Below are 18,232 nucleotides of genomic sequence, written 5' to 3' on the forward strand. Positions count from 1 at the left end.
TGGATATAGATATGTTAAAAAAAGCTTTTGTTGCACTGGCCGTGTTAACCACTATTACTGGTTGTAAGTCTACTGGCCCCAATGTTTGTTCCGCTTCGACTCGAGTAGAGTTACCTGTCAGTGGTCATGTTGTTAAAGGTACCGCGAGCACTAAGGTGATAGTGTTTGAGCCTGACCTAAAAGTTGATACTAGTAGCACTGCTGAAAGAATCACGGCTTCATTTCACCAATCGTTAAGCAAGCAGGTCAATATGACAGGCTCAAAAATTGTTGACCGAAGTCTAGCGAAGAAACTTAAGTCAGAGCTACAGATTGCAGAAGCGAGTGGGCGGTACAGTTCTGAAGGAGTACCTATCGCGGATTTCGCCATCTTTACTGATATTGGCATCGCAAATTTTTCTCGCGAGTTTAAAGGTGCTCATGAATCTTACGACCCGATAAAAGATAGACGTGTAATGGTCGCTGCAGCATGTAATTTTGAGGCGAAAATCGAGGCTAGTACTCGAGCTGTATCACTGCCTGATATGTTAACTTTGGATCAAATTGAATTTGTGGGTGATAACACCTACTCATATGATACGACAAACTCTCGCTGCCCTATCCCTCAAGATCAAATCAACAGCATGATTGCTAAAGCGGCAAAGAGTGCAGTGACCCGCAGTGATGAGTTGAAAAACTTACTAGCTCCTCGAGCAAGTGTTGTTGAGATGCGTCAATGCGATGCTGGCACCATGGTTCGTATTGATATGGGTAGTCGTCATGGCGTAGAACCTGAGTGGGATGTTGACTTTATTACTCATGAAAAAGTCACTAACTATGCAGGTGAAATGGAGATCGAAACCAGTGGTTATGGTGAAGGTGTAGTGATCAATAATGCCGAACACGGTATTAAACCAAACCATGCTTGGGTTATTATCGATAAGGATATGGCGGGTAAAGTAAAGCGCGGCGATACCGTTAAAGTTAAGTTTGAAGATGCCTGCAACGGTATGTCTATATTCGCAAGTTTATGCCATAAAACATCAGAAACATTATCAGAAACATTTAGTTTTTAAGGGAATAGAATGAAAAAATTATTGATCACTGCCGCTGTACTGGGAATGTTAGGCGGTTGCCAAAGCAATGATACTGTGCAAAATGTGCAGCAAATTGATTGCACTTATCCGGATGCACCAACTGTAACTGCACCGCGCTGGGTGTGTGATGTTATGCCTGAAGGTATTGAAATGGGTGCTGTTGGTTATGCCAAGAAAAGTGTCGCTGGTCTTAGTATTATGCGTGATGTGGCAACTAACGATGCTCGTGCAAGATTGGCGCAGCAGTTCGAGTCGAACGTAAACACCTTGTTTAAGCAGGCGACAACAGCAAACATAGTGTCGACAACTGAAAGTGTGTCAGAAGAGGTGAATGAATACTTTGAGTCTGTAACTAAAAACGTCACTAGTCGAACATTATCTAACAGCCGCGTGATAGTGACTCAGCGTAGCCCTAATGGCGGACTTTATACGTTAGTGGGCATGGATAAAGCGACCTATGATGACAATATTGCCAAGGTTTTGGCTGCAGCGGGTAAGAAAGAGCCTGAGCTATGGAATAAGTTTAATAACAAGAAAGCAGCTGAAGAGTTAGATGCGGTGTTGTCTTCGTTACAAAAGCTTTAACCAGTAGATAAGAGAGGGAAGCGCTAAGCTTCCCTCTTGTTTTGGGTTGTGCCTCTTACTTTTCATCTGGTGACGAAAGGATTCAATAATGAAAACTCGTTTAACAGGTTTAATGACCTGCTTAATATTAAGTATGCCGTCAGTTTTTGCGGCTGACCGCTTTGCAGAGATTGATGCTGTAATTGATAAAGCGAACTTTACTCAAGAGCAAATGGATAAGGAGTATCAGGATTTTGTTTTTGCATATATGGCTGAATATGAGAATTGGCGCGTCGAGTACTTAAAGGAGTTTGATCAATACCGTGCTGAAATCATAGAAAAATGGGGCGTAGGAGATGTATCTGAACGTCACCGGAATGTTGAGTATTCAGCAGATCAAACCGTAAAATCCATCATTGATTATGATAACAATGAGATATCGGTTTCAATACTCGTTGATAGTGATACCTCTGATGAGGATGCCAAGGCTGAGTTAACAAAGCAGATAGAGGTACTTGTTACTACACCTGCATCGAATGTATCGAAAGTGATTAGGTCCATTGAGCCCGAAGCGATAGCGGCAGTTAAAATTACGCAGGTGGCTTTTTCTGCTGAAAATGAGAAACAAGCTAAACAGGTTATTATTGAACAAACAAAAGCACAATTAAGAGAGATAGATAAAGAGTCCGATAAGGCGCAGCTAACGAAAACGGATAACCTATCTATTGAGATGATTGAGCAAGTCTCTATTCAGAAAAAGAAAAAATTACTCGTGGTAGCCAAGGAACGACTGGTCACGGTTGCGAGCGATTATGATAAACAAAGAGCGCAGAAAACGGCAGAATTAACTGAAAAAAAGATTGTCGAGTATAAGGTTAAGTTGCCTAAAAATGGCCTCAGCTCACGTGCGAGTGCTGTTGTTAATTTTGCTCAAACAGAGGCTGAGAGATGGCATATTTCATCAGCACTGATTATGGCGGTTATTCACTCTGAATCGAGCTTTGATCCAAAAGCCACGTCGCCGATCCCCGCTTATGGCCTAATGCAGATTGTGCCTACAACAGCAGGTTATGATGTAAACCAAATCGTCAGAAAAATAAGCGCTCCTATGAGTTCTGGCGACTTGTATGTTCCTGGTGTTAACGTCGAAACGGGCGCAGCCTATTTAAATATTCTGGATAAACGCTATCTTAAGTCTATTGAAAATGATGAAAGTAGACTGTATTGCATGATTGCGGCGTACAACACCGGTGCGGGTAACGTGGCTAAAGCTTTCAATGCTGATGGTGCACGAAATATTAGAAAGGCTGCCAAAGTGATTAACAAGATGGCGCCAGATGAGGTTTATCAGCACCTGTTACATAATCTACCTTATGATGAGACCAAGCATTATCTTAAAAAGGTAAGTAGTCGAATTGAGCTTTATCAGAATAAGATTTGATATTTACGCAATAAAAAAGCCAGCATAAGCTGGCTTTTTTTTATGAAAAATTAACTGTTAAGGGCGCTCGAAAATAGTCGCAATACCTTGCCCTAAACCAATACACATAGTCGCAAGACCATACTTAGCATCTTTGGCTTCCATCAAGTTGATCAGCGTAGTTGAGATACGCGTACCTGAACAACCCAGTGGGTGACCCAATGCAATTGCGCCGCCGTTAAGGTTAACCTTCTCATCTACCACATCCATCAAACCAAGATCTTTAACACAAGGTAATGATTGTGCAGCAAAGGCTTCATTAAGCTCAATAACGTCTAGGTCATCAACGGTAAGGCCGGCACGCTTAAGCGCTTTCTGCGTCGCTGGTACTGGGCCGTAACCCATGATTGCAGCATCACAGCCAGCAATAGCCATTGAACGAATACGTGCTCTAATTGGCAAGCCTAGTGCTTTTGCTTTCTCCTCTTCCATCACCAACATGGCAGATGCACCATCTGAAAGTGCTGAAGAGGTACCTGCGGTGACGGTTCCGTTTGCAGGGTCAAACGCTGGGCGTAATCCTGATAATGACTCCATTGATGTTTCTGGGCGAATTACTTCATCGTGCTCAACTTTAATCAGTGCACCATCAGCATCATGGCCTTCAATCGCGACGATCTCATTGGCGAAGCGGCCTTCAACTGTAGCTGCTTGTGCACGTTGGTGTGAACGTACCGCAAAAGCATCTTGTTGCTCACGAGTGATGCCATGCATTTTACCGAGCATTTCTGCCGTAAGGCCCATCATGCCCGATGCCTTAGCGACGTTATTAGCAAGACCAGGGTGGAAGTCCACGCCATGGTTCATCGGCACATGGCCCATATGCTCAACACCACCAACGATAAAGGTATCGCCTTGGCCAGTCATAATAGCGCGGGCTGCTTGGTGAAGTGCATCCATTGATGAACCGCACAAACGGTTGACGGTAACGGCACCCACTTGCTTAGGAATACCAGCAAGTAGCGCTGCGTTACGCGCAATATTAAAGCCCTGTTCAAGCGTCTGCTGTACACAACCCCACATCACGTCCTCAATGGTGTTTGGGTCAAGCTTAGGGTTACGCTCAAGTAGAGACTTCATTAGTTCTGCAGAGAGAGTTTCTGCGCGTACATTTCTAAATACTCCAGCCTTTGAGCGGCCCATTGGAGTACGAATGCAATCTACAATTACGGCATTTTTCATTGTTCTAATCCTTGCTGCTTAAGCCTGCTGGTAGTAGCTGCCATTGTTGGCGGCGAGTTCACGCATAGCGTCGGTTACTTGATATAGGCCACCTAGGTGAGCATATTTGTCAGCTAATGCGACAAAATTTGCCACACCCATAGTATCTAGGTAACGGAATACACCGCCTCTAAAGGGTGGGAAACCAAGGCCATAAACTAAGCCCATATCCGCTTCAGCAGGCGAAGCGATAATACCTTCTTCAAGACAGCGTACCGTCTCGATGATCATTGGGATCATTGTACGAGCGATGATCTCATCAGATTCGAATGCTTTCTTCTCACCAAACTCAGCTTGCAGTAATTCATAGCTGGTTGGATCCAAATCTTTCTTTGGCTTGCCACGACGATCAACTGAATATTGGTAAAAGCCTTTGCTGTTCTTCTGGCCGAATCGGTCAGCTTCAAACATGACGTCAATTGCATCTTTAGCTGTTTTCCCCATGCGCTCTGGGAAACCTTCTGCCATAACGGCTTGAGCATGGTGACCTGTATCAAGGCCAACCACATCAAGCAAGTAAGCAGGGCCCATAGGCCAGCCAAACTGCTTTTCCATCACCTTATCGATAGCTGCAAAGTCGGCGCCGTCAGCAAGTAAGCCGCTAAAGCCGGCAAAGTATGGGAACAAGACACGGTTAACGAAGAAGCCTGGACAATCGTTGACGACGATAGGGGTTTTACCCATTTTACTTGCGTAAGCGACAACGGAAGCAATCGTTTCTTCAGAGCTGTTCTCACCACGAATAACTTCTACTAATGGCATCTTATGCACTGGATTAAAGAAGTGCATACCGCAGAAACGTTCAGGCTTCTTAAGGCTCTTAGCAAGTAGGTTGATTGAGATAGTTGAAGTGTTTGAAGTGATAATGGCATCTTCAGTAACATGCTGTTCAACTTCTGCAAGCACCATAGATTTTACTTTTGGATGCTCAACCACAGCCTCAACAATAATATCTACTGCTTTCACTGGTGCGTAATCTAGGGCTGGGGTGATGTTGTTTAGTACTGTCGCCATTTTTGCTGGAGTCGAGCGACCGCGCTTAACTTGCGCCGTTAACAGTTTAGATGCTTCGTTAAGGCCTAGCTCTAGCGCCGGTTGTGCGATATCTTTCATCACAATCGGTGTACCCTTGCTAGCACTCTGGTAGGCGATACCGCCACCCATGATCCCAGCGCCTAATACTGCAGCGGAATTAACTTTCTTGGCCAGTTTACCCGCTTTCTTAGCTTTGCCTTTTACCAGTTGATCATTAAGGAAGATGCCAATTAATGATTGAGCAACTTCGGTCTTTGCTAGTTTAACAAAGGCTTGATGCTCAATCTTAAGTGCTTCTGCGCGGGAGCACTTGGCTGCCTGCTCGATAACACTGATTACCGCCATTGGCGCTGGGTAGTGCTTGCCGGCAACCTTAAAGACCATGCCTTTAGCGGTAGCGAAAGACATCATCGCCTCAAGTTTTGGCAGCGTTAGTGGTGCCAGTTTTTTAGCACGGCGCGTCTGCCAATCAAGTTTTTCTGCTACAGCATCTTTCAACATTTTTAGTGCTGCACTTTGCAACTGCTCAGGTGCGACAAGCGCATCGATAGCGCCAATTTTTAATGCAGCGTCAGGTCGTTGATCTTTACCGGAAGTGATCCATTCAAGGGCATTGTCTGCACCAACTACGCGAGGTAAGCGCACTGTGCCGCCAAAACCTGGGATAATCCCTAACTTAGTTTCAGGTAGCCCGATGCGAGCAGTGGTGTCTGCAATACGGAGATCGGTGGCCAGAATGGTTTCACATCCAGCCCCTAGCGCAAAGCCATTAATCGCTGAAATTGTCGGAAACGGCAGATCTTCCAATTTATTGAAAACAACATTAGCTTCTTGCAACCAAGACAATAGTACTGAATCTTCCTCAGCAAAAAGTCCTAAGAATTCTGTGATATCAGCACCAACAATAAATGTTGATTTCGATGACGTCAGCATTAAACCTTTGATATTGTTATTTTGCTTAATGCTGTCGAGTGCAGCATTTAAAGAGTCGATGGTTTCTCTATCGAACTTATTAACCGAACCTTGTGCGTTAAAACACAAATGAGCGATGTTGTCCTCAAGTAACTCAACCTCAATAGTAGGGCTTTGGTAGATCATTGCTTGCTTCCTTATAGCTTAAGTTAACTATCTACTCGTTTTTTTAATGAGTAAATTTAACTCTCTTCTTCACAGCAGCTTCGGCCATCATTTGACCAGTTGTTGCTCAGTGTGCGATGAATAACATTAAATTACAACACCCAATTTAAACGATCGTTTGGTTTTTTCTGGCCTGTTAAATATAGCGCCTATTAATCAACAGCATACCTTTAAAAATCTGTCAGTTCTCCTTAGGTTTTGCTTAGGAAGCATAGTCGTTATACCTGCTTAAAGTGTTTGAAGAGCTAAATTAGTTAACTTAAGTAAACTAGTGTGAGGTTTTCTAACTTGCAAACCACGCTTGTTAAGGTAGTTTGATTAAGGCAACGACTTTTCGATTGACTGCATATCAATTTCAAGCGGATTTCGGTGAAGGGAATTCATTTATTACAGAGGGTATTTTGAAGCCACACGTCTGGATTCGACATGGAGTGTTGATTACCTATGGAGCTGCACTCGATACAGCATTACATCGCCATCATGCTATACAGCTTGTGTGGGCGAAAGGGGATTCTTCATGCCAATGGTCAGATGGTCACGCGAGTGGCAATTTGATTATCGACTCCCAAGTTGAACATAAACTGCAACTCGATGAGGGCTGGATATTGCTGGTCGAACCGCAGTGTGAGCTTGGTATCAATCTAGGTAAGATGATTGCCGACAAGCAGGTGGTTCCCTTTAACCATCTGCTTGGTGCTTACGTGGCAGAAAAGCCTCAGGATAGCCCGAACGAAGTGCTAGCACCATTGCTGAAAGCATTAAACATCTCTTTTGCTAAAGACCCACAATCAACACCGACATTAGATAAGCGGATTCAAGCCCTATTAACTAGGCTCGACCTGTGTTTACAAGGTGCCTGCCAAAAGCCAGCTAGTTGGCGAGCCAGTGAAGTGGCCAGTGAACTGTCCATGTCTGAGAGTCGTTTTAGGCACCTGTTTAGCACTCAGATGGGGATCGCTTGGCGGCCATATCTAAGATGGCGCCGCTTATCCTGTGCTATCACCGCGATGATGTCTGGCCATACCGCGACCGAATCTGCACATTTAACAGGCTTCGCTGATAGCGCTCACTTAAGTCGAACATTCAGGGCTATGTTCGGTATTTCAATTCAGCAGGCTAAAGCACTTTTCGCATCATCGTAATGACATCATTGATGTCGTTAGTTCGTCTTATCTCCATATGACATCCCCCATTTAACTCCTGAAAACGACTACTTTGTATTAAAACAATTACCTGTGGTGGTACAAAGTTAGCCAGTTTGTTCAAGTTTTCCTCGGCCGACAGACAATATACTTAGCGGCATTATTTTACATCAAATTGGTGTGGCACTAGGCACGATGCTTTAAAACGAGTTGCTCACTGACCGTTTTGTGTTGGAGTCATTTCTCCCTTGTTTGGCTACAACACTTTTTTCTTCCTAACTACGACTTGAACACTGACAGTTAAAAATCAACGGTGCTTTATTCCTGATGGGATTTATTGGTTTTTAAAGTGATAAGTAATTATTAATAAAGGCGATTGCAATTAAATGGAATTATATAGAACGTTAGAGCAAGCAGGGCTAGATCCTATCAAGGTAGCCTTGTCTTCTGTTGGACAACTGTACGCTATGAGTGAAGCTGATCTTTTGTCGTTTAAGCATTCATTAGTTGTTGAGTCGTTTGAATTTCATTATCAAAATAACACTTTCTTTCGCAATGCTTGCGAAGCTCGTGGTATCACGTCTGGGCAAATTCTCTGTGCTGATGACTTAATCAAAATCCCTTTATTACCGATCCACCTCTTTAAAGCTAACGACAGTCATAAGTTACTTTCAAAAGGCCTTAACACGATTGAGTTGGAGATGCGTAGTACGGGGACATCCGGGCTCCCAAGTGTGTCACGTCGTTGCAGTGACACGGTGGATAACGCGATATTAGGTATTTACGCCATGTATCGCGAGTTTCTGAAATTATCAAAAGGTGCGGGACTATATCTTTGCCCTTCGACCGAAGAGATCCCTGAAATGGGGATGATCAAGGCGCTGAACTTATTAGCTGGGCTGCTAGATACCCATAAGTTCATGGTAAAAAATGAAACCTTCGCGCCAGAGGATGCCCTCGAGCAGTTGCAAGAGTGGGGCGGGACATTTGACCGCCATATTATTGGTCCCCCTTTCCTTATTAATCGTTTTATCCGCTATTTAAAAGCTACAAATACTCGCCTCAAGTTGGATAAAAATACCTTGGTTATTACGTTAGGGGGTTGGAAACGCTTCAATGGCGAGATGATGTCTAGAGCTGAGTTTAATCAAGAGTGTATCGATTACCTCGGCGTCAGAGAGGAGCAGATCCGAGATATTTATGCCTTAGTTGAATCGAATGTATTAGCGATTGACGATGAGAATGGCGTGAAGCACGTTTCGCCATTTGTGCACTTCTCAGTGCGTGACCCGAAGAACTTAGATAAAGAAGTAAAGGTTGGTGACATTGGTCAGCTGGCTATATTGGACCCTTTATCGCGCTCGACTCCAGGTTTTATTTTGACTGAAGATCTGATCCGTTTATTGCCTAAAACTGACGAGTCTGGTCGTAGCGGACAACGAATGCAGTATGTGATGCGTTTACCTGAATCGAAAGAGTTTGGCTGCTGTGCGGTAAACCTCGATAAGCGTTTGGATGACGTTGAAGCTGAGCATGGCAATGCTTGTCCGATAGTGTCTTAAGCTGCCAGCCATTACCTAAAGAGATTGAGCTATGTATAACGATATTATCATTGATAATTTTAGTAACCCTGAGTTTGTAGGTGATTTAGCGTCAGCTGAACACAAGTTTGAAATCGGAAATCCAGTGTGTGGCGACCGTATTAAAATACAGGTAAACCTAGATGGCGACTCTATCCGCGACAGCCGATTCAGAGCGTGGGGATGTGCTACATCAGTTGCCACAGCTAACGTATTTTGCCGATCAATTATGGGCAGGTCCTTTGCTGAAATATCAGCGCGGCAAACCGCAGAAATTGCTGCGATGCTGGGAGAGCTGGAGCCTTCGCAGCAACATTGCGTCAATATCCTCATTGAATTGCATAGAGAGTTAAGTCTCGCTGTTTCACTGGAAGAGGCTTAGCAAGTGGACCAACAACATCTGCAAGGATATTTTGACTACAATGCAACCACACCTATTTCAAAGGGGGTTGCGTTGTCTATGCAACCCGTTTTCAATCTGTTTGCAAACCCCTCTAGCCCTAATCGGTACTCGGTAAATAATAGAGCGGTGATTTCGCAAGCAAGAGAGAACCTCGCAGGGCTACTTGGTGCTCGTTCGGAAAATATCTTTTTCACTTCCGGTGGTTCTGAAGCCAACAACTGGGCGATTAAAGGGGTACTGTTTAAACATCTGCGCCACCCTGGCCACATCATTACCACCTCCATGGAGCATGCATCGGTACTCGATACCGTTAAGTACTGTGTTGAACGGTTAGGTTTTAGGGTGACCTACTTACAGCCCAATGTTAATGGTCAAATATCGATTGCCGATTTTGAGTCTGCGATTCGAGCCGATACCCAATTGGCCACCATTATGTTTGCCAATAATGAAACCGGTGCAATTCAACCTATCGAGCATATTTGCAAGATTGCCGCAAAAAAGGCGATTCCTGTTCATGTTGATGCGGTGCAGCTCGTTGGGAAACGGCTAGTTGATGTTCAGCAACTTGGGGTGGATTACCTTTCACTCTCAGCGCACAAATTTTATGGTCCCAAGGGTGTTGGTAGCCTCTATATCAAAGATAGAGACTCCATCGAACCTTTGATCCATGGTGGTGGGCAGGAGTTTTCTATGCGTTCAGGTACCGAGAACTTGACTGCAATGGTGGGGATATCTATTGCCGCGGACGAAGCTAAACGGGATCTGATGTTTTGGGACCATCATTGTTTTAAGTTAAAGCAGATAATGATGACGTTATTGGAAAGTTCTCCAATAGCACTAACGTTTAATGGCGCTACGAACTATGAATCAGCACTTTCCAACACATTAAATATCTCCATTGATGGTATCCGTGGTGAGGCGCTGGCGCTGAGGATGGAAATGCTGCATGGCTTTATTGTTTCTGTCGGATCAGCCTGTAGTAATAACAAAACCAAGCAATTGTCGCATGTGCTGACGGCGATGGGGTTGGCTGAAGAGCAAGTGCTTGCTGCTATTAGAGTGAGTTTTGGCTGTTTTACTGATGAACAGCAAGTTAATCGGTTTGTCGATGCCTTGGTGACTGAAGTGCAGCAGTTGCTGCGGATCAGTGGTTGTGAACTGTCATGAACAGTATCTCTTATACTCCAGTATTGATGGATATCATCGCTCAGAATGCCCAAGATGAAGCCGATAGCATTGCTTGTTCTTTCCAGCCTAGAGGCCCGGAGACCGCCTCACATTTGAGCTATAAAGTCTTGCTGGAAAAAGTTGAAGTGAGGGCTAAGTTGTTGACCTTGCTTGGGTATAGCAATAAGCGTGTGGCACTGCTTTTCCCTTCAGGCTTGGAGTTTATTGTTGATTTCCTGGCTTGTTTACGTGCTGGTGTTATTGCTATTCCACTTAATGTCAGTCGTAACGCTAAGCAATTTGAACGTACCTTAACCATTTTAAAAGATGCCAAAGTAAAGGCGATTCTAACCACTGCCGATACCCAAAAATCCCTTTCCAATCAACTGACCGAAAGCCAAGGCGGCCATGAGTCTGATTTTATCTGGATTGATGAACATTACCGGACGCTGGAAGATATAGATATCCCCGCTGTCACTTCGAATCAAATCGCGTTTATTCAGTACACCTCTGGCTCAACGAGTCGCCCTAAGGGTGTGATGGTTACACAAGGCAATATTGTGCATAACATGCAGGTAATGCAGCAGTCATGTCAGCACCCTAGAGGCGCCGTTGTTGGCGGATGGTTACCACAGTTCCATGATATGGGCTTAGTCGGGCATATGCTGTTGCCGCTCTATCTTGCTGGGCGATATGTTTTTATGCCGCCGATGAGTTTCATTCAGCGACCCAGTCGCTGGCTCAAGCTCATTTCGCAGTATCGAATTTTCTGTTCTGCTGCCCCTAATTTTGGTTATGAACACTGCGTTAATTTGATCCGAGAAACTGAAGACTTGTCCGATTTAGATTTAAGTTGTTGGAAGATTGCCTTGAATGGTTCCGAACCCGTAAGTGCAGCAACAATGCAGCAGTTTTCACAACGATTCTATCATCTAGGTTTTGATAGCAATGCTTTTTTCCCCAGCTATGGCATGGCAGAAACAACGCTTTTTGTCTCTGGTGGCCCACGAGGTACGGGAGTGCAGTCTATCACTTTAGATAAGGCGCTATTTGAGCTTGGCCGTGTAGAGACTAAGGCCGATGGCGTCAAAGTAGTGTGTTGCGGCGCGATCAATAACGATTTTACTGTCCGTATCGTTAACCCCGATACGTTTGAAATATGTCGTTCAAATGAAACGGGAGAGATCTGGATCGCTGGTGACTCTGTTGCCGCGGGTTACCTAAATCAACCCGCTAAAACCGAAGATGAGTTTTACGCCAAGTTATCTAATGGGGATCCGCAGACTTTCCTCCGTACGGGAGATATGGGTTTTATCTTAGAGCAGCAGTTATATATTACCGGCAGAATTAAGGAGTTGCTTATTGTTCGAGGCCGGAATATTTATCCCTATGATATAGAAAGAACCTGCCGTTCTTATCGCTATGCCGCGAAAGGCAATGGTGCCGCAGTATTTTCGTTTCAGCGAAACTCCCAGACCAAACTTGCCGCGGTTGTGGAGGTAAGTCGACAGGCACTAGCTGACAACAAACTCAATCGAATGATCGATGACCTTAAGGCGATGGTGACTGAGGAACATGAGATTACCCTCGACCGTATCTTAGTCGTCCCTGCTGGGACCATCCCTAAAACCACCAGCGGTAAAGTCAAACGTACCGCTTGTAGTGCACTTTTATGAAGCTATACATTGTTAAAGGACTTAACCGTGAAATTTTGTAAACAGACATTAACCAAGGCTATAAGCCAATATCTTAGTGAAGTTATTGAAGAGTTTAGCGCTGAGCTGCATCTTGACACCTCGTTCTCTCGCTTAGGGCTGGACTCCACTGGACATGTACAGCTATCTGCCATTATTGAAGATCACATCCAAGTTGAAATTGAACCAACGATAGCCTTCGATTACCCAACGATTAACTCATTGATTCAATTTTTAGAAAAAAAATCAGTGCAAGCAGTAGAGGTTGCATAGGGTGTCATTAATCGATGTTGTTGTTATTGGTGCCGGCCAAAATGGTTTATATGCCGCTAAAAGATTGCAGGAACAGGGTATTAACTACCTTGTTTTAGAGCGTAATAATATTGGTGAAGTATGGGATCATCGCTTACAGGGTATGAAGTTGTTTACCTCACGCCAGTTCTGCCAACTTCCAGGGCTGGCATTTCCAGGTGAGCGACAAAGTTTTCCTTCGGTCGTAGAGATGGGCCAGTACTTACGCCACTATGCTGATACTTTCAATCTTAATGTTCAGCAGCAATCTGCTGTCATTGCGATGGAGAAAAGGCTGGGGGTGTTTCATATTACAACTCAGAACGGTACAGAGCTGACGGCCAAAGTGGTTATCAATACCACAGGGGCAAACCAATCACCCATAATCCCCAAATTTGCTGAAGAGCTGTCAGAACGAGTAATACAACACTCGGCATTATTACCATCATTAGCTGATATAAAAAGTGACACTCGAGTGCTGGTGGTGGGAGATGGCGCTACTGGACGGCAGATAGCAGGTGGCTTGGCTACTCGTTGTAATGTCACTTTATCTCAAGGCAAAAAGCGAACTTTTCCGCCTAATAGGATTCTGGGTAAGGATATATTTTGGTGGCTAAAAGTCGCGGGCATTTTGTTTGCAGACCGTAGTAGTAAAGTTGCTCAGATCATCAAAAAGCGTAACCCGGTACCTTGTGGTCAGTTCAATAATAAAAATTTGCGCGCCATGGGAGTAACGTTAAAGGGTCGCTTGGTGCGGGTGGCTGATCGTCGTGCTTATTTCAATGATGGTCGTTTAGATGGCGTCGATGTCGTTATCTGGGCTATTGGATATCGTGATCAAACTGACTGGCTTAACATCCCTGAGTGTATTGATGAGCGAGGTTTCGCTCAAGATCGCGGGCTCACCGCTGAGCCTGGGCTCTTTTTGATTGGGCAAAAGTGGCTTAGTTGCCGAGCCTCTGAACTGATTTTAGGTGTAGAGAGGGATGTTAACTTGGTGATTAGCCAAGTTGAATCATTTATTCAAAAAGGAGTCTGCTATGAGTAAGGCCTCTCTATGGCGCGACATATTGAGCTCCAAAGCTGCTTCTTGGCTGCTATTTTTCTGCTTGGTTATTACTGGCCTCAGTATCATCGGCCTGAAAGATATCGGCTTAGCGAGTGACTATAAAATATTTTTTGATGAGCAAGATTCTGATCTATTGGCATTGGAGCAGATGGATGCAACCTATACGGCGACTGATAATGTTTTTATCATGATCAAGCCGAAGCAGGGGCAGATATATAGCATTGAAACCATTTCGCTTGTCTACCAACTGACTGACAAACTGTGGCAAATACCTTTTTCGTCAAGAGTCGATTCTCTGACTAATTTTCCTTTCAGCTGGGCTGCTGGCGATGATATCGAAATTGAAGAGTTACTGTATGAAGCTGAGCAGTTAGACTTAGCCAGGCTCAATTTCATTAAGCAAGCCGCCGAGGGAGAGCGAGATTTACTCGACAGTTTAGTCACTAGAGATGGTTTATATACTGCCATTAATGTCACCACACTAATGCCCGGTGATAATCACAAAGCGGAAATTCTCGCCATTACCCAAGCGGTAGAGATGTATGTCGCTGAGTTTGAAAAAGCCTATCCAGATCATTCATTTTATGTGACTGGGCTTGTCACTATGAACGGGGCATTTTTTAAAGCAGCAAAAAAAGACTTTACTACTCTAATACCGTTAATGATTGTATTTGTGCTAGTGGCTGCCGGAGTGATTCTGGGCTCTGCCCAAGCTGCACTGAGTATTTTAGTGGTGTTAGTGCTGTCATTAATGGGGGCATTAGGCCTCGCTGGCTGGTTAGGGATCAATCTTTCAGCACCTTCAGTATCGGCACCAATCATTATGTTTACCGTTATTGTTGCTTCTAGCATCCATATAATCAGTTACGTAAAGCGACAGCTGATATTAGGAGTCTCGCAATTTGACGCAGTATTGAGTTCATATCAGCATAATGCCAAACCTATTATTGTTAGCCATTTAACGACAGTTATCGGCTTTCTGGCGATGAATGCCAGTGATTCTCCACCGTTTAGAGATTTAGGTAACATCGTCGCATTTGGCGTATTGTTTTCACTATTACTGTCATTCACGTTATTACCACGACTGTTATTGTCGATGCGAATATCGGCCAAGCAGACCATAGTGACTAATATTTTCCAGCGTATGAATGGCTTGGCCACAGTCGTTATTCAATACCGCAACCCAATACTGCTCATCTTCTTGCCTGTTAGTATCCTGTTTGCTTCATTGAGTTTTTTGAACGAAACCGATGATGACTTGATTAAGTACTTTAACGAGAGTGTTCCTTTTAGAGTGCAAGCGGAAGAGATCGATCAACACTTTTCTGGTCTATATAACATTGGCTATTCACTTTCGAGTAATAAAGAGAATGGTATTTTCTTACCATCCTACCTGCAGTTTATAGAGCAGTTTGATATTTGGCTGCTGCAGCAACAAGAGGTGGTGATCACCGATAGTCCATTGCATCGGATTAAACAGCTGAATCGATTAATGCACGGCGATGACAACCAGTACTACCGCATACCTGAAACCGCAAGAGTGGCAGCACAACACTTTTTACTTTATGAGATGTCATTACCCTTTGGTAAGGATGTTGGTAACCAGGTGAGCTTTGATAAGTCATCGCTAAAATTAACGGCTAGGTTAAAAAATATGACCTCGGTTGAGATGTTAGCATTTGAGGCCAGAGTCTCCGCTTGGTTACAGCTTAATAATGTTCAGGGGCTGACGTTTGAACACTCTAGTCCGTCACTTATCTTCTCTCATGTAGGTCAGAGCAATATCTTTAGTCTGTTACAGGGGGCATTAGTCGCTTTTCTGGTTATCTCCCTCGCATTAGCGGCTGTATTCCGTTCTTTCTATATTGGCATCCTCACCCTTATCCCTAACCTTATTCCTGTTGGCGCCGCATTTGGTTTTTGGTATTGCATACAGGGGCATATATCAATGGGGTTGGCAGGTGTTTCGGCAATGGCAATAGGGATTATTGTAGATGATACGGTGCATTTTCTTTATCAATATATTGAAGGGTTAAAGAGAGGGTTGACGCCAGAAAAGAGTGTCACAGTCACCTTTGAACATACCATGAGTGCGATTGTTATCAGCTCCATTTTATTAGTTGTCGGCTTTATGTTGTTATCGAGTTCCTCTTTTGAAAAGAATGCGCAAATGGGGTTATTAACCAGCGGTACTATAGTGTTAGCACTGCTATTTGATCTTATTGTATTGCCCGCCATTGTCTTAAAGTTTATGCGCAAATTGCCCCATCGGGAAGCGGAAACCCAACTGACCCTAGAACAAGCCAAGTGAGCACAATATGACGAAATATAACAAAACAATTGCCGGACTTATTTGTGGCTTTAGCCTGTGTTTTGCTGCTGTAAGTCAAGCCAATACCGATGCTGAGCAAAAAGGCTACGCAATTGCCAGTGTTGTTGATCTGCGAGATCAAGGCTTTACAGATAGTAGAGCCATGTTAACGATGGAGCTGTATAGCAAAAGTGGTGCTAAGACCACGCGCAAGTTAGATATTAGCGTATTGGAAAATAAGGTTGACGGTGATAAGTCACTCATTAAATTTACCTTTCCCGCTGATATCAATGGTACTGCACTACTGACTCACCCAGCTAAATCTGCATCTGACGAACAGTGGTTATACTTGCCAGAAGTTAGACGAGTTAAACGTATTGGCTCTCGTAATAAAGCGGGCGCCTTTGTCGGTAGCGAGTTCTCCTTTGAAGATATGACCAATAAAGATCTCCATGATTACAGTTATAACTATTTGTTTAGTCGTCCTTGCGAGCAGATTGAAGCCAGTGCGGTAGAGTTTGCTGGTCAGCAGTGTGATGTTATTGAACGTTTTCCGGTGGATAAACATTCTGGTTATAGCAAGCAAGAGTTATGGATTGATAATCAAGACAGTAAGATTATCCAGATTAAATACTTCGATAGGAAAAAGTCGTTATTAAAGGTATTTAGCGCCACCGGCTTTAAGCTATATCAAGATAAATACTGGCGACCCGACCTTGTTGAGATGAAGAATGTACAGACGGGAAAGGCGACAAGACTCAGCTATAAAAATATTTTATTCGCCTCTGGTCTATCTGAGCAAGACTTTCATCGCAGTGGCTTAGGAGATTAGGCTTGCTGGAAAAACTGGTCGTTGGAATATTGCTTACCATGAGCTGCACTAGCGTTTTGGCGCAGCCTTTAATCGATACGCTGAATGTTGATCTTGCTGCAACCTCTCGCTATTACTTTGAAGAGACAGCCACTCCTGAGATTGGCATTGACGATATAGCCTATGGTGCGCGTGGAGAGGTTCAAGCTGCTCATCGCTTTGGCGTTATCAAGCTTGATGCTAAGATTTTTGCTAATTGGGACAGTGCCGACGACAACAGGCGATATACAGATATTCGACAAGTAAAGGTATCAGGGCGGTGGGGAAATATCAGTGCTGCTGCTGGGATAGAGACTTTTTTTTGGGGCGTGTCAGAGTCGATTAACCTAGTAAATGTGATTAACCAATCTGACATTAGAGAAAGCCTCGATACTAAGGTAAAGCAAGGGCAGACATTTGCGTCACTAAGCTATCGATTAGCTGCGGGAGAGCTCGCTGTTTATTTCTTACCGACTTTTACCGCCCGCGATTTTCCATTGAGACCCGCTTATGGTTTACCTATATCGGAGAAAAATACCTTCGAGGATAATAAAGAGGATGGCGGTATTGCGGCGAGAGGGCTGTTCTATGTCGATGATCTAGAGTTTGCAGTTGGCTATTTTAGTGGTACTCGACGAGACCCATTGTTGATCCCTAGTCAGCAGACCAAGCAGTTAATACCTTACTATATTCAAACCGATAACCTGCTATTTGACGCGGTATATTTAACGGACTTACTCACTTACAAATGGGAGTTCAAAACGGGTCGTGAGTTTGAGCACGGTTTTGTCGCAAGTAACATAGGCATTGAATATCCGCTATATGTGTTTGAAGACACAATACAAGACTTGGTGGTAATTACTGAGTATGTATTTGATGACCGGGGCAGTCGCGCTGAGTCTCATGGGCAGAATGATCTGTTTATCGGCACTAAGTTTGAATTTGCTGAAAATGCAGCTCAGATCAGGTTGCTATACAGCTATGATTTTGATTATGCCAGCCAATACGCTGAGCTAAGTTGCCAATATCGATTGAGTGATTATTTGCGTATTAAGGCTAAGGTTATGGGGGTACTATCGGCAAGTCAGGATGATCGACGCCTATATGCCTTGAAAAATGAGGAGTTTGCTAAATTTAGCCTGCACTACGCCTTTTAATTCTGCTTGGATATCATCACTTTATACACGCGGCTTTCAGCAATGCTAGTGCTGC

Annotated in this window: 15 protein-coding genes; 13 read left to right on the plus strand and 2 right to left on the minus strand. The window is 44.0% G+C overall.

Annotated features, from left to right (window positions below):
* Nucleotides 1-11 precede the first annotated feature (11 nt).
* From JK628_RS00090 to JK628_RS00100, 3 genes are all read left to right on the plus strand, one after another.
* A complete protein-coding gene (locus JK628_RS00090; protein WP_202287269.1) occupies nt 12-1,055 on the plus strand; it encodes a hypothetical protein in 1,044 nt (347 codons plus the stop codon).
* A 9-nt stretch (nt 1,056-1,064) separates the two neighbouring features.
* Entirely contained in the window at nt 1,065-1,661 is a 597-nt protein-coding gene (locus tag JK628_RS00095; protein ID WP_202287270.1) for an LPP20 family lipoprotein, read from the plus strand.
* An 88-nt stretch (nt 1,662-1,749) separates the two neighbouring features.
* On the plus strand, nt 1,750-3,081 hold the full coding sequence (locus tag JK628_RS00100; protein ID WP_202287271.1) for a transglycosylase SLT domain-containing protein: 1,332 nt from the start codon (nt 1,750-1,752) through the stop codon (nt 3,079-3,081).
* Between the two features lie 57 nt (nt 3,082-3,138).
* Here JK628_RS00100 and fadA read toward each other — a convergent pair whose 3' ends face one another.
* Complete coding sequence (gene fadA / locus JK628_RS00105; RefSeq protein ID WP_202287272.1) at nt 3,139-4,302, minus strand: acetyl-CoA C-acyltransferase FadA; 1,164 nt, start codon at nt 4,300-4,302, stop codon at nt 3,139-3,141.
* A gap of 18 nt (nt 4,303-4,320) precedes the next feature.
* Nucleotides 4,321-6,474 carry a fatty acid oxidation complex subunit alpha FadB gene (fadB, locus tag JK628_RS00110; protein ID WP_202287273.1) on the minus strand — a complete coding sequence of 718 codons (2,154 nt, stop codon included), beginning with the start codon at nt 6,472-6,474 and terminating at the stop codon, nt 4,321-4,323.
* 470 nt (nt 6,475-6,944) lie between these two features.
* Here fadB and JK628_RS00115 point away from each other — a divergent pair, with 470 nt between their 5' ends.
* From JK628_RS00115 to JK628_RS00160, 10 genes are all read left to right on the plus strand, one after another.
* Nucleotides 6,945-7,655 (plus strand): helix-turn-helix transcriptional regulator, encoded by a 711-nt coding sequence (locus JK628_RS00115; protein WP_202287274.1) that lies wholly within the window; start codon nt 6,945-6,947, stop codon nt 7,653-7,655.
* Nucleotides 7,656-8,041: 386 nt separating this feature from the next.
* Complete coding sequence (locus JK628_RS00120; protein WP_202287275.1) at nt 8,042-9,217, plus strand: LuxE/PaaK family acyltransferase; 1,176 nt, start codon at nt 8,042-8,044, stop codon at nt 9,215-9,217.
* A 31-nt stretch (nt 9,218-9,248) separates the two neighbouring features.
* Nucleotides 9,249-9,617 (plus strand): iron-sulfur cluster assembly scaffold protein, encoded by a 369-nt coding sequence (locus JK628_RS00125; RefSeq protein ID WP_202287276.1) that lies wholly within the window; start codon nt 9,249-9,251, stop codon nt 9,615-9,617.
* 3 nt (nt 9,618-9,620) lie between these two features.
* Entirely contained in the window at nt 9,621-10,805 is a 1,185-nt protein-coding gene (locus tag JK628_RS00130; protein ID WP_202287277.1) for a cysteine desulfurase family protein, read from the plus strand.
* On the plus strand, nt 10,802-12,481 hold the full coding sequence (locus tag JK628_RS00135) for a fatty acyl-AMP ligase (RefSeq protein ID WP_202287278.1): 1,680 nt from the start codon (nt 10,802-10,804) through the stop codon (nt 12,479-12,481). Before JK628_RS00130 ends, JK628_RS00135 begins: the two co-directional genes overlap by 4 nt.
* 27 nt (nt 12,482-12,508) lie before the next feature.
* On the plus strand, nt 12,509-12,772 hold the full coding sequence (locus JK628_RS00140) for an acyl carrier protein (RefSeq protein ID WP_202287279.1): 264 nt from the start codon (nt 12,509-12,511) through the stop codon (nt 12,770-12,772).
* Between the two features lies 1 nt (nt 12,773).
* On the plus strand, nt 12,774-13,838 hold the full coding sequence (locus JK628_RS00145; RefSeq protein WP_202287280.1) for a flavin-containing monooxygenase: 1,065 nt from the start codon (nt 12,774-12,776) through the stop codon (nt 13,836-13,838).
* The gene (locus JK628_RS00150) at nt 13,831-16,170 is read left to right on the plus strand and encodes an efflux RND transporter permease subunit (protein ID WP_202287281.1); all 2,340 of its coding nucleotides are present in this window, start codon (nt 13,831-13,833) and stop codon (nt 16,168-16,170) included. Before JK628_RS00145 ends, JK628_RS00150 begins: the two co-directional genes overlap by 8 nt.
* A 7-nt stretch (nt 16,171-16,177) precedes the next feature.
* Nucleotides 16,178-17,002 carry an outer membrane lipoprotein-sorting protein gene (locus JK628_RS00155; RefSeq protein WP_202287282.1) on the plus strand — a complete coding sequence of 275 codons (825 nt, stop codon included), beginning with the start codon at nt 16,178-16,180 and terminating at the stop codon, nt 17,000-17,002.
* A 2-nt stretch (nt 17,003-17,004) separates the two neighbouring features.
* Nucleotides 17,005-18,177 carry a hypothetical protein gene (locus JK628_RS00160; RefSeq protein WP_202287283.1) on the plus strand — a complete coding sequence of 391 codons (1,173 nt, stop codon included), beginning with the start codon at nt 17,005-17,007 and terminating at the stop codon, nt 18,175-18,177.
* Nucleotides 18,178-18,232 lie beyond the last annotated feature (55 nt).

This window comes from Shewanella sp. KX20019 (assembly GCF_016757755.1).
Lineage (GTDB): Bacteria > Pseudomonadota > Gammaproteobacteria > Enterobacterales > Shewanellaceae > Shewanella.

Excerpts from the sequence above, each read along its gene's own strand:
- fadA (WP_202287272.1), bottom strand. The coding sequence starts at position 4,302 with ATGAAAAATGCCGTAATTGTAGATTGCATTCGTACTCCAATGGGCCGC.
- JK628_RS00135 (WP_202287278.1), top strand. The coding sequence starts at position 10,802 with ATGAACAGTATCTCTTATACTCCAGTATTGATGGATATCATCGCTCAG.
- JK628_RS00100 (WP_202287271.1), top strand. The coding sequence starts at position 1,750 with ATGAAAACTCGTTTAACAGGTTTAATGACCTGCTTAATATTAAGTATG.
- fadB (WP_202287273.1), bottom strand. The coding sequence starts at position 6,474 with ATGATCTACCAAAGCCCTACTATTGAGGTTGAGTTACTTGAGGACAAC.
- JK628_RS00095 (WP_202287270.1), top strand. The coding sequence starts at position 1,065 with ATGAAAAAATTATTGATCACTGCCGCTGTACTGGGAATGTTAGGCGGT.
- JK628_RS00090 (WP_202287269.1), top strand. The coding sequence starts at position 12 with ATGTTAAAAAAAGCTTTTGTTGCACTGGCCGTGTTAACCACTATTACT.
- JK628_RS00150 (WP_202287281.1), top strand. The coding sequence starts at position 13,831 with ATGAGTAAGGCCTCTCTATGGCGCGACATATTGAGCTCCAAAGCTGCT.
- JK628_RS00155 (WP_202287282.1), top strand. The coding sequence starts at position 16,178 with ATGACGAAATATAACAAAACAATTGCCGGACTTATTTGTGGCTTTAGC.
- JK628_RS00120 (WP_202287275.1), top strand. The coding sequence starts at position 8,042 with ATGGAATTATATAGAACGTTAGAGCAAGCAGGGCTAGATCCTATCAAG.
- JK628_RS00125 (WP_202287276.1), top strand. The coding sequence starts at position 9,249 with ATGTATAACGATATTATCATTGATAATTTTAGTAACCCTGAGTTTGTA.